Raw genomic sequence first — 11,293 nt, 5'->3', positions numbered from 1 at the left:
GCGGGCGCTCGGCTACCGCAGCACCTCGAAGAAGCCGGTCTCCTCGTCCAGGCGGCGGTGTTCCTGGTGGCGGAAGTCGTAGCGCGACACCACGCCCACCACCTCGCCGCCGCGGCAGACCGGCAGGTGGCGGAAGCCGCCATCGTCGAGGATGCGCAGCGCCTCCATCGCCGGGGCCTCGGGCGGCAGGGTGGCGGGGGCGGCGGTCATCACCTGGCCCAGCAGGGTGCGCGCGGGGTCCAGCCCGCGGGCCATGCAGGCGATGACGTCGCGCCCGGTGAAGATGCCCTTCAGGGCGCGGCCTTCCGTCACCAGCACGGCGCCGACCTTGCGGGCGTGCATGGCCGTGCACGCCTCCTGCACCGTGGCGCCGGGCGGCAGGCACAGCGGGTCCTGGTGGCGGACCAGCTCGGCCATGCGGCGCTGGGGGGTCTGGGTCATCGGTCGCCTCCTCCTGAGCGTGACGATGGCATGACAGGGGGCGCCCGGCCTTGCGCGGCGTCAACCGCGCGGCGGCGCCGCGTCACTCCGGCTGGAAGTTGGCCTGGCGCAGCAGCGCCTCCGAGCGGGCGAAGTCGCGGGCGATGAACTCGCGGAAGGCGGCGCCGGATTCACCCGCCTGCTCGATGCCCAGCGAGCCGATGCGCGCCACCACGTCGGGCTCGCGCATCGCCGGGTGCAGCACCTCGGCGATGCGGTTCGCGATGGCGTCGGGCAGGCCGCGCGGGCCCCACAGCGCCCACCAGGACTGGATGTCGAGGTTGGGCATGCCGCCCTCGGCCGCCGTGGGCACGGAGGGGGCGGCGGGGCTGCGCTCGCTGGCGGTGATGGCCAGCGCCTTGGCGCGGCCGTCGCGCGCCTGCGGCCAGGTGGCCAGGATGGGCTCCATCACCAGCTGGACGTTGCCGGCCACCACGTCGGTGATGGCGGCCGCGGTGCCGCGATAGGGCACCTGGGTCATCTCCACGCCCACCTGGCGGATGAATTCCAGCGTCGCCAGGTGGCCGGCGGCGCCGAGCGAGGAGATGGCGAAGGCCCAGTCGCGCGGGTTCTGCCGGATGGCGGCCACCAGTTCGGCCAGGGTGTTGGGGGCGCGGCTTGCGTTCTGCAGCAGGATCAGCGGGCCGCGGCCGGTGCGGATGATCGGCGTCAGGTCGGTGATGGGGTCGTAGCCCGGGTTGCGCATCACCAGCCGGCCCAGCGTCTGGATGGAGGCCGAGGCCATGAGGGTGTAGCCGTCGGGGGCCGACTGCGCGACGGCGACGCCGCCCACCGCGCCGTTGGCGCCGGAGCGGTTCTCGACCACGAAGGGCTGGCCCAGCTTCTCGGCCAGCTTCTGCGCGGCGGTGCGCGACAGCGCGTCGGTGGAGCCGCCGGGCGGGAAGGGCACGATGACGCGCACCGGGCGGTTGGGCCAGGGCGCCTGGGCCAGGGCGGGCGCGGCGACGAGCGCCGGGGCGGCGGCGAGGAGGGCACGGCGTTGCATGAGGATGACTCCCGTTTCACGCAGCCTATGGCGGCGCAGCATGAGGGCGCAACGGTGTCGCTGGTGCTGGCGCTGGACGTGTCGGCCAGCGTGGACTTCGCGGAGTTCGCGCTGATGGCGGGCGGGCTGGCGGCGGCGCTGCGCGACCCGGCGGTGCAGGGCGCGGCAGGCGGGCCGGTGGCGCTGGCGGCGCTGTTCTGGAGCGAGGCGCAGGAGGTGGCGCTGCCCTGGGCGCTGCTGCGCGCCCCGGCGGACTGGGCCGCGGCCGCCGACGCGCTGGACGCCGCCCCGCGCGCCCCGCGCGCCGGCGCCACCGCCACCGGCGAGGCGCTGGTGGCGGCGCTGGCGCTGCTGGCGCGCTGCCCCTTTCCCGCGGCGCGCGCCGTGGTGGATGTGAGCGGCGACGGCGCCGCCAACCGCGGCCGCCCGCCCGGCCCGGTGCGCGACCTGGGCGTGGCGGCCGGGGTGGTGCTGAACGCCCTGGCGGTGGGGGACGAGGAGCCGGACCTGGCGGCGCACTACGCGCGCGAGGTGATCGGCGGGCCGGGGGCCTTCGTGATGGAATGCGCCAGCTACGCCGATTTCGGCGAGGCGATGCGGAGGAAGCTTTTGCGGGAGCTTGGGGGAAGCATCATCGCCCTGCGATGATGCTTCCCCCAAGCTTCAGGCGGGGGGTGCAGGGGGCGCGCCCTTGCGCCCCCGCCCGTGTTCGCTGCGGGAGTTGCGGAAGATTCACGCCGGACAATAAGCCTGCATCAAGAGCGCGTGGCACGCCGTGCAGGAAGCTCGCCCCCTGCCCCCCGCCCGTGTTCGCTGCGTTGGGCTGGCGAAGCTTCATGACGCGCGATGGAGCCTGCCAAGCCTCGGGGGGGGTTGCAGGAATCTCGCCCCCGCACCCCCGCCAATATCTGGTGGGGGCGGCGTGCCGGGCATGGACGGGCGGGGGCGCAAGGGCGCGCCCCCTGCACCCCCCGCCTGAAGAACACCATCCGCGCGCCGAAGGCTGAGCGTCTGGCGGACGGTCAGCCCTCCGCGCGGATGTTGTTCTCCCGCGCCACGCGGCCCCAGCGCTCGTAGTCGGCGGCCATGGTGGCGGCCATCTGCTGGGGGGTGCCGCCGCCGGGCTCGTCGCCGCGGCTGGTCATGCGCTCGCGGGTGGCGGGGTCGCTCAGCGCCTGGTTCAGCGCGGCGTTGAGGCGGGCGATGGCGTCCGGCGGGGTGCCGCGCGGGGCGAACAGGCCGATCCAGGAATAGAACTCGAAATCGGGGATGCCTTGCTGCGCGGCGGTGCGGATGTCGGGGAAGGCCGGGCTGGGGGTGGCGCCGGTGGCCAGGATGCCGCGCAGCTGGTTGGCCTGCAGGAAGGGCGCGATGACGGAGGCGCCGTCGAACATCAGGCTGAAGCGGCCGGCGATGAAGTCGGTCATCGCGGGGCCCGAGCCACGATAGGGCACGTGCGTCAGGTCCGGGTTGCCCAGGCGCTGGCGGAACAGCTCCATCGCCACGTGGGTGAGCGAGCCGGCGGAGGCGGAGCCGTAGTTGATGGAGCCCCGCGGCTGGCGGGCGATCCAGGCGCGCAGCTCCTCCACGCTGTTCACCCGCATGGAGGGGTGGGTGGCGAGGATGAGGGAGGATTGCAGCGCCATGCCGATGGCCGCCATCTCCCGCGGGTCGATGGTCATGCCGTCCATCGTGTGCGGGTTGATGGCCATGTGCGCGAGGTTGCCGGCCAGGATGGTGTAGCCGTCGGGGCGGGCGCGCATCACCTGCTCGGTGCCCAGGTTGCCGCCGGCGCCGCCGCGGTTGTCGATGGTGACGGGCACGCCCAGCGCGGCCTGCATGCCGTTCTGCACCACGCGGGCGGCGAAGTCGGTCTGCCCGCCGGGCGGGAAGCCGACCACCATGGTGATGGGGCGGGTGGGGTTCCAGGCGCTGCCGGTGCCCTGCTGGGCCAGGGCGGGCGCGGGCAGCGCGAGGGCGGCCGGCGCCAGCAATGCGGCGCGGCGGGACAGGCGGAACATCGGTGCGGAACCTCCCTGGTTTGGCCCCTGCTTAACTGGCGGCAAGGGGGGCGGCAACAAGGGCCGCTCAGCCCGGCAGGGCCAGGCGCAGCGCCGTCTGCCCCGGCTGCGGCAGCAGGTTGGGCATCACCAGCAGGGTGCGCGGGTGCGGGGCGCGGTGCTGCACCTCGTCCTCCGTGGCCAGCAGGGTGCCGGCGGCCACCACCTCGCCCGAGCGGAAGGGGCGGGCGAAGCGGAAGCGCGGGCCGCGCGGCACCAGGCAGTGCGTCACCCGCGCCAGCACCGGCGGGGCGGCGGGCGGCGGCACCGGGGCGGGCAGCACCCCGGCCAGGGCCAGGAAGCGGCGCGCCACGCGGTCCATGCGGGCCACCGTCGCCTCCTCCCAGTGCCAGCCGGCCTCCAGCAGCACGGCGCCGCCGCGGGCGGCCAGCGGGGCGTGGTCGATCAGGCGGGTGCCCTCGGCGTGGCCGGGGTCGCTCACCACCAGGGCGGGCTCGCCCAGGCGCAGCGCGAGGTCCAGCGCGGGCTCGGCCCCGCCGGAGACCAGCAGCGGGTCGCCGGGCCAGAACATGCTGTGCAGGTCCAGCAGCAGGTCCACCGAATCCAGCAGCGGGCGCAGGGCGCGGGCGCGCCGCAGCTCCACCGAGCGGCGCGGGCCGTCCAGCACGCCGGGCGCCCAGAGGCGGTTCAGGTCCTCCTCCACGAAGCGCGCCACGGTGGGGTCGGCCGGGTCGAAGCGGGAGAAGGCGTCGAGGTTGGCGAAGGCCAGGCTGAGGCGGCCGCGCAGCGGGCGCAGGCCGGCGCGCAGCCAGCGGTCCAGCAGCACGGCGCCGGCGATCTCGTTGCCGTGGGTCAGGGCCAGGATGGCGGCGTGCGGGCCGGGGCGGGCGGATTCGAAGGACCACACGCCGGGCAGGGCGTTGCCGGCGCGCCACGGCGCCAGGTCGGGCGCGGCCAGCAGGGGCGGGCGGTGCCGCCAGGCGTCCAGCGCCTCCATCTCCACGGCGGGCGCGGCAGGGTCCATGCTGCGCAGCCTAGCGAGGAACGGAGGAGTGTCCATGTCGCCCCGGATCGCCGTGCTGGGCCTGCACCTGGAGGCCAACGCCTTCGCCCCGCCGACCACGGAGGAGGATTTCGCGGCGCAATGCCTGGCGCGTGGCGAGGAGGTGAGCGCGCAGGCCCGCGCCCCCAGCTCGGCCCTGCCGGCGGAGCTGCCGGGGTTCTATGCGCGCATGGACGCCACGGGGCCCTGGACCCCCTGCCCCATCCTGGTGGCGAACGCGCCGCCGGGCGGGCCGATCGCGCAGGCCACCTTCCTGGACTTCCTGGACGGGATGCGCGCGCGCCTGCTGGCGGCGCGGCCGCTGGACGGGGTGTACGTCGCCAACCACGGCGCCAGCAGCGCCACCGCGGACGAGGACAGCGACGGCACCCTGCTGGCCATGGTGCGCGAGGTGGTGGGGCCCCACGTGCCGGTGGTGGTGACGCACGACCTGCACTGCAACGTCAGCGAGCGGCTGGTGGAGGCGTGCGACGCGCTGGTGGTCTACCGCACCAACCCGCACGTGGACATGGCGGCCCGCGCGGCGGAGGCCGCCGACGCCCTGCGCGAGCTGCTGGCCGGCGGGCGCACCGCGCGCGCCTTCGTGCGGCTGCCGCTGATACCCCCCACGGTGACGCTGCTGACCGACGAGGGCCCCTATGCCGACCTGATCCGCGACGCGGAGGGCATGATGGCGCAGGACAGGCGGCTGCTGAACGTGTCGGTGGCCGGGGGCTTCGTGTTCAGCGACCTGCCCAAGTGCGGCATCACCGTGACCGTGACGGCGCGCGACGGCGACCGCGCGGCGGCGGAGGCGGCGGCGCGGCGCCTGGCGGAGCGCGGCTGGGCCGAGCGGCACCGCCACAGCCGGCGCCTGCTGTCGCTGGAGGAGGCGGCGGCGCTGGCGGTGGCGGCGGGCGAGGGGCGGGAGGCGCCGGTCATCTTCTCCGACGCCGGGGACAACCCGGGCGGCGGCGGGCGCGGCAACACCGCCTGGACGCTGCGGGCGCTGCACGAGGCCGGGGCGAAGGGGGTGGTGCTGGGCCTGTTCGTGGACCCCGCCCTGGCGGCGCAGGCGCAGGCGCTGGGGGTGGGCGCGCGGTTCGAGGCGGTGTTCAACCGGGAGGAAAGCGAGTTCTCCCGCCGCTTCGCCGCCGGGGCCACGGTGCGGGCGCTGACCGACGGGCGCGGCACCGGGCGGCGCGGCACCATGGCCGGGCGCGACTTCGCCCTGGGCCCCACCGCGCTGCTGGAGCTGGAGGGCAGCGGGATGCAAGTGGTGGTCATCAGCCTGCGGCGGCAGTGCCACGAGCCGCGCACGCTGGAGATGCACGGGGTGGACATCGGCGCGGCGCGCTGCGTGGTGGTGAAGAGCCGCGGGCACTTCCGCGCCGGCTTCGACGAGTTCTTCCCGCCCAACCGCATCTTCGAGGTGGACAGCCCCGGCCTGACCAGCCCGGTGCTGTCCAACTTCCGCTGGAAGCGGCTGCCGCGGCCCAGCTTCCCGCTGGACCCCGGCGCCGCCTGGGCCGGCCCGGCCGGGGGCTGAGGGGAGGCCGGGCGGCGGCGTCAGCCGCGCAGGCGCGCCACCAGCGCCTGCAGGGTGGGCAGGTCCACCGCGCCGGGCACCAGCGTGTCGCCCGCCACCAGGGCGGGGGTGCCCTGGATGCCCAGGGCCTGGGCGATCTCCAGGTTGCGGGCGATGCGGCGGGCCACCGCGGGGTCGTCCATGTCGCGGCGCAGGCGGGGCCAGTCGAGGCGCAGGCGCTCGGCCTCGCGGCGGATCACCGGCTCAGTGGGTTCCTCGCGCAGGCGCAGCAGGGCGTCCTGCAGGGCGGCGTGGCGGTTCTGCCGGTGGGCGGCCAGGGTGGCGCGCGCCGCCAGCACCGAGTTGGGGCCGAGGATGGGCAGGTCCAGCATCACCACCCGCACGTCGCGCTCGCTGGCCAGCAGCTGCTCCATGACCGGGTGCAGCTGCTTGCAGAAGCCGCAGCGGGCGTCGAAGAACTCGGCCAGCGCCACGCGGCCCTGGGGGTTGCCCTTGATGGGCAGCTCCGGGTCCTCGAACAGGGCGGGGCGCAGGCGGGCCAGGGCGGCGGCGGTGGCGGCCTCGCGCTCGCGCTCTTGCGCGGCCTCCAGCGCGCCCAGGGCGTCGCGCAGGATGGAGGGGTCCTCGCGCAGGGCGTCGCGCAGCAGGCGCAGCACCTCCTCGCGCTGCTGCGGCGTCAGGTTCTGGGCCCAGGCCGGCAGGGCGAGGGCGGCCGGCAGGGCGGCGAGCAGGGCGCGGCGGAGCATGCGCCGCTTGTGGACCCGCGGCGCGCCTTGCCGCAAGGGCGGGTTCGGGGCAAGAACCTCGGCCCATGACCACCCGCCTCCCCGCCCTGCTGCTGGCCGCCCTCACGCTCGCGGGGTGCGAGACGGCGCGCTCCGTGTCCGATGCCGTGCTGGGCTCCTCCATCCAGGCGGGGCAGCCGGGCTTCGTGCGCGGCTTCCTGGGCGGCGTGGCGGCGGAGGACCCGCTGGCCGCGGCCACGGCGCGCGAGGTGCTGGCGGCCGGCGGCACGGCGGTGGACGCCGCGGTGGCGGCGGGCTTCGTGATGAGCGTCACCCTGCCCTCGCGCGCCGGGCTGGGCGGCGGCGGCGCCTGCCTGGTGTTCGACCCGCGCCGGGGCGAGCCGGAGGCGGTGATGTTCGAGGCCGGGGAGCGTTCCGGCCCGCCGGCCGGGGCCGACCGGCCGGCGGCGGTGCCGATGATGGCGCGCGGCCTGTTCGCCCTGCACACCCGCCAGCGCGCCGGCCGCCCCTTCGAGGAGCTGCTGGCCCCGGCCGAGCAGCTGGCGCGCTTCGGCGCCCCGGTGTCGCGCGCGCTGCACGCCGACCTGGTGGCGGTGCAGGGCCCGCTGTTCGCCGACCCGCAGGCGCGCGCCATCTGGAGCCGCAACGGCGCCGCGCTGCCGGTGGGCGAGCGGGTGGTGAACCCGGCCCTGGCCGCGACGCTGACCGCGCTGCGCACCCAGGGCGTGGGCGACCTGCACCAGGGCCAGCTGGCGCGGCGGCTGGAGGAGGCGATGCCGCTGGCCGGCGGCGGCGCCATCGGCGCGGCGGAGCTGCGCCCCGCCCTGCCCCGGCTGCTGCCGGCGGTGACGCTGGCCGGGCGGGGGCAGGACCGCGTGTCCTTCCTGCCGGATTCCGGGCTGGCGGCGGCGCAGGCTTTCGGGGCCCTGCAATCCGGCCAGCAGCCGGCCCCGCCGGGGGGGATGCTGCCGGCCTCGGCCGGGCTGGTGGTGTTCGACCGCACCGGCATGGCGGTGAGCTGCGCCTTCTCCCTCAACAACCTTTGGGGCACCGGGCGGGTGGTGCCGGGGCTGGGCTTCGTGGCCGCCGCGGCGCCCGGGCTGGGCCGGGTGCAGCCGCCGGTGCTGGCGGCGGGCATCGGCTGGAACCCCAACCTGCGCGCCTTCCGCATGGCCGTCGCGGGCTCGGGCCAGGAAGGGGCGGCGATGGCGGTGGCCGGGCCGTTGGCCGCGGGGATGCTGCGCGACGCCGACGCCGCCACCGCCCTGGCCCAGGCCCCCGCGCCCGGCCGGGCGCAGCTGGGGCTGTGCGCGCGCTACCTGCCGGGGTGGGAGCAGCTGTGCACCGCCGCCACCGACCCGCGCGGGGCCGGCGTGGCGCTGGGCGCCACCGACCGGTGATGAAGGTGGGCCGCGGCGCGCTGTCGCCGCCCTTCCTGGTGATGGACGTCATCGCCGCCGCCAACGCGCGGGAGGCGACGCATCCGGGCGTCATCCGCATGGAGGTGGGCCAGCCCGGGCTGGGCGCGCCGCGCGGCGCGGTGGAGGCGGCGGCGGCCGCCATGCGCTCGGGCGCCGCGTTGGGCTACACGGAGGCCTTCGGCCTGCCCTCGCTGCGCGCGCGCATCGCGCGGCACTACGCCGAGCATTACGGCGCCGCGGTGCCGGCGGCGCGGGTGGCGGTGACGGTGGGGGCCTCGGGCGCCTTTCCCCTGGCCTTCCTGGCCGCCTTCGACCCCGGCGACCGGGTGGCGATGGCCGCGCCCTATTACCCGCCCTACGCCAACATCCTGCGCGCGCTGGGGATGGAGCCGGTGCTGCTGCCCTGCGGCGCCGGCACGCGCTTCCAGCCCACGGTGGCGATGCTCGACGCGCTGGACCCGCTGCCCGCCGGGCTGGTGGTGGCCAGCCCGTGCAACCCGGCCGGCACCATGCTTTCCCCGGAGGAGCTGCGCGCCATCGCCGCCTGGTGCCACGCCCGCGGCGTGCGGCTGGTGTCGGACGAGATCTACCACGGGCTGTCCTGGGGCGGCGTGGCGGAAAGCACCGCCGCCGCGCTGAGCCCCTCGGCCATCGTGGTGAATTCCTTCTCCAAGTACTGGTCCATGACCGGGTGGCGCATCGGCTGGCTGGTGCTGCCGGAGGATTTGCTGCGGCCGGTGGAGTGCCTGGCGCAGAACATGTTCATCTCGGCCCCGCACGTGGCGCAGGTGGCGGCGGAAGCGGCGATGGATTGCCGCGAGGAGCTGGAGGCGCGCAAGGCGGGCTATGCCCGCGCCCGCGCCGCGCTGCTGGAGGGGCTGCCCTTCCGTCGCATGGCCGAGGCCGACGGCGCCTTCTACCTGTGGTGCGACGTGGGCGAGCTGACGGGGGACAGCGTGGCCTTCTGCCGCGCCATGCTGGAAGGCGCCGGGGTGGCGGCGACGCCGGGGGTGGATTTCGACCCCGCGCGCGGCGGGCGCTTCGTGCGGTTCAGCTATTGCGGGGATGCGGAGGCGGTGCTGCGGGCGCCTGGGCGGCTGCGGGGGTGGCTGGAGCGAGGCGGGGCGGGCTGAGGCCGGGCGATCAGATTTGCCGCAACCGCAGGCTGGTCATGGGCAATTCGAACATGGCCCCGCCGGCCACGGTCGCCTCCACAGCCTCGATGCTCGGCCACAAGGCCAGGATGCGCTCCGCCTGCTTTGCGACCGGCGCCTTGCAGACGGCCGAAGCCAGGAAGATGCCGATGAGGCGGGAACCGCGGAAGGCCGCCTGCTCGGCCTTGTTGCGGGTGATGCGGCGGTCGCCTGACAGGACGACCCACCGGCCCTCTCGGCCGAGCGCGGTGATCCATTCGAGATCGCTCACGTCCCGGCTAAACTTGCCAGTGAGCGCGCAGGCCTCGTGATCCGGCTGGAACAGCGCATGCATCGCGTCGGCAAGCTTGGGAGACAGGTTGTGGTCGAAGAACAGCCTCACGCCGCCCGCAGCGTCTCTTCGAAGGCGATGGCGTCCATGACCACATGCGGCGCGACCTCATAGAGTCGGGACACTCGGGCCAGAGACCCTTCCGCCTTCATCGCGTCTGCTAACACAATGGTCGGCACGCCTGCCGTGGCAGCGATGGGCTGCCCGAAGGCGCGCTGCGGATCGATGACGATGCTGGCCTTGTTCCTGTAGGGGCGCCAACGGCGAACCGCATCGTCCTCAATGTCCAGGTCCTTGAAGGTCTGCGCGATGACGTCCCGGAAGCTGAACTGCATGTTGCGCAGGTCGATGATGCGCTCCTCTCCCGCCGCCCGCATGGATTCGAGGAAGATGGTCCGGCCATCGGTCTTGAAACGCTGGGTGGAGAAAGGATGGTCCTGCTGGATCATGTCGCGCGCCACCGCGATGCAACGCCGGATCAGTGGAAGCGGCAAACCGAGCTTGCGGAAAGCTGCGATGAAGCGCAGCTCGATCATGTCCCGGAACCCCAGCTCTAGATGGCCGTCGGCAGGGGGGAGTTGGGGTGTCCAGAGGGGCGGATGGCGACGGCGCGCTTCACCCGTTCCCGCATCGTATCCCCCCAGCCACCGGTTGACGGCGCGGGCCGGCAGACGCAGCAGCCGCGCGGCCTCCGCGGCGGTATAGAAGCCGATACCCAGAAGCGTATCCGAGACCGGAGGGGATTGAGACAACATCTCCGACGGAATCTAAGAGAGCCAATCGTGGTTGGCCAGAGGTGGCGACACCCAAGGAAGATGCCGATCCGGCCCTTCAGGCATGCGGTCGCCATGGCGCTTTTCCTTGACTTTGCCACGCGTGTTCATGTTGTGTTCCGTCCATGCTCCTCCCCCCTGCCCCACCCTGCCGCCCGCCGCTCCGCCGCTCCGCCCCGCATGAGTGGCGGCCGCTGACGGGGGTGGAGCTGCACTGGCTGGGGCAGGTGCTGGCGTCCTGCGGGCTGCGCGATGGCGGGCCGGGGCGGCCGGGCGGGGAGGATGTGCTGGCGCGCGCCGAGGCCTGCCTGGAGGCCTGCGCGCGCCGGCTGCGCTGGGCCGAGGCGGTGACGGAGACGGCGCCGGCCATGGCGCCCGACAGCCTGCGACGCTGCTTCGCGCGCTGGGCGCGGCGCGGGGTGTGGCGGCAGGCGCTGCGGGCGATGCGCTTCGCCGGCGCGCCCTCGGCGGCGATGGAGTGGTTCGTGTGCCTGGCCTTCCGGCGGGCGTGGCGGGTGCACGGGCTGGCGGGGGTGGTGGAGGCACGGCGCTGCGGCTTCGCCTCGGCGCTGCGCGCCCCGCCCTCGTGGCTGCCGGACCCGGATATGTCCGGATACTGGTGGGCGGCGGTGGTGCGGCCGCTGGCCGGGCCCCTCGCGGCGATGGACCGGGCGATGAACCGGCTGGTGCGGGCCATGCTGCACCTCGGGCGGGCGCATCACGGCGTGCGCGCCATCCCCGCTTGGGCCAGGCGGGGGTGGTGATGCCCC

Annotated in this window: 12 protein-coding genes; 5 read left to right on the top strand and 7 right to left on the bottom strand. The window is 75.3% G+C overall.

Features of this window, described 5'->3' with window-relative positions:
• Positions 1 to 12: 12 nt before the first annotated feature.
• Entirely contained in the window at positions 13 to 441 is a 429-nt protein-coding gene (locus tag ACI6QG_RS16910; RefSeq protein ID WP_407025764.1) for a CBS domain-containing protein, read from the bottom strand.
• An 82-nt stretch (positions 442 to 523) separates the two neighbouring features.
• Positions 524 to 1,486, bottom strand: coding sequence for a Bug family tripartite tricarboxylate transporter substrate binding protein (locus ACI6QG_RS16905; protein ID WP_407025763.1), 963 nt, complete (start codon positions 1,484 to 1,486; stop codon positions 524 to 526).
• Between the two features lie 54 nt (positions 1,487 to 1,540).
• On the opposite strand from ACI6QG_RS16905, the gene ACI6QG_RS16900 reads away from it, so the two are divergent.
• Complete coding sequence (locus ACI6QG_RS16900; protein WP_407025762.1) at positions 1,541 to 2,134, top strand: DUF1194 domain-containing protein; 594 nt, start codon at positions 1,541 to 1,543, stop codon at positions 2,132 to 2,134.
• A gap of 374 nt (positions 2,135 to 2,508) precedes the next feature.
• On the opposite strand, the gene ACI6QG_RS16895 is transcribed toward ACI6QG_RS16900, so the two are convergent.
• Positions 2,509 to 3,507 carry a Bug family tripartite tricarboxylate transporter substrate binding protein gene (locus tag ACI6QG_RS16895; protein ID WP_407025761.1) on the bottom strand — a complete coding sequence of 333 codons (999 nt, stop codon included), beginning with the start codon at positions 3,505 to 3,507 and terminating at the stop codon, positions 2,509 to 2,511.
• A gap of 67 nt (positions 3,508 to 3,574) precedes the next feature.
• The gene (locus tag ACI6QG_RS16890; RefSeq protein ID WP_407025760.1) at positions 3,575 to 4,531 is read right to left on the bottom strand and encodes a M14 family metallopeptidase; all 957 of its coding nucleotides are present in this window, start codon (positions 4,529 to 4,531) and stop codon (positions 3,575 to 3,577) included.
• Positions 4,532 to 4,565: 34 nt separating this feature from the next.
• Between ACI6QG_RS16890 and ACI6QG_RS16885 the strand changes: the two genes are divergently transcribed.
• On the top strand, positions 4,566 to 6,098 hold the full coding sequence (locus tag ACI6QG_RS16885) for a M81 family metallopeptidase (protein ID WP_407025759.1): 1,533 nt from the start codon (positions 4,566 to 4,568) through the stop codon (positions 6,096 to 6,098).
• A 20-nt stretch (positions 6,099 to 6,118) separates the two neighbouring features.
• Here ACI6QG_RS16885 and ACI6QG_RS16880 read toward each other — a convergent pair whose 3' ends face one another.
• Entirely contained in the window at positions 6,119 to 6,844 is a 726-nt protein-coding gene (locus ACI6QG_RS16880) for a DsbA family protein (protein ID WP_407025758.1), read from the bottom strand.
• Positions 6,845 to 6,909: 65 nt separating this feature from the next.
• Between ACI6QG_RS16880 and ACI6QG_RS16875 the strand changes: the two genes are divergently transcribed.
• Positions 6,910 to 8,244 carry a gamma-glutamyltransferase gene (locus ACI6QG_RS16875; protein ID WP_407025757.1) on the top strand — a complete coding sequence of 445 codons (1,335 nt, stop codon included), beginning with the start codon at positions 6,910 to 6,912 and terminating at the stop codon, positions 8,242 to 8,244.
• Complete coding sequence (locus ACI6QG_RS16870) at positions 8,244 to 9,398, top strand: pyridoxal phosphate-dependent aminotransferase (RefSeq protein ID WP_407025756.1); 1,155 nt, start codon at positions 8,244 to 8,246, stop codon at positions 9,396 to 9,398. The genes ACI6QG_RS16875 and ACI6QG_RS16870 overlap by 1 nt, the downstream gene beginning before the upstream one ends.
• Before the next feature lie 10 nt (positions 9,399 to 9,408).
• Here the strand turns inward: ACI6QG_RS16870 and ACI6QG_RS16865 are convergent, their stop codons facing one another.
• Together ACI6QG_RS16865 and ACI6QG_RS16860 are read right to left on the bottom strand one after the other, a co-directional pair.
• Complete coding sequence (locus ACI6QG_RS16865) at positions 9,409 to 9,801, bottom strand: PIN-like domain-containing protein (RefSeq protein WP_407025755.1); 393 nt, start codon at positions 9,799 to 9,801, stop codon at positions 9,409 to 9,411.
• A complete protein-coding gene (locus tag ACI6QG_RS16860; protein WP_407025754.1) occupies positions 9,798 to 10,505 on the bottom strand; it encodes a hypothetical protein in 708 nt (235 codons plus the stop codon). Before ACI6QG_RS16860 ends, ACI6QG_RS16865 begins: the two co-directional genes overlap by 4 nt.
• A gap of 143 nt (positions 10,506 to 10,648) precedes the next feature.
• Here ACI6QG_RS16860 and ACI6QG_RS16855 point away from each other — a divergent pair, with 143 nt between their 5' ends.
• Complete coding sequence (locus tag ACI6QG_RS16855) at positions 10,649 to 11,287, top strand: hypothetical protein (protein WP_407025753.1); 639 nt, start codon at positions 10,649 to 10,651, stop codon at positions 11,285 to 11,287.
• Positions 11,288 to 11,293 lie beyond the last annotated feature (6 nt).

The organism is Sabulicella flocculans, from assembly GCF_045449635.1.
Classification (GTDB): domain Bacteria; phylum Pseudomonadota; class Alphaproteobacteria; order Acetobacterales; family Acetobacteraceae; genus Roseococcus.
The sequence above is the reverse complement of the archived record's forward strand: the minus strand, read 5'-3'. Positions and strand labels throughout refer to the sequence as shown.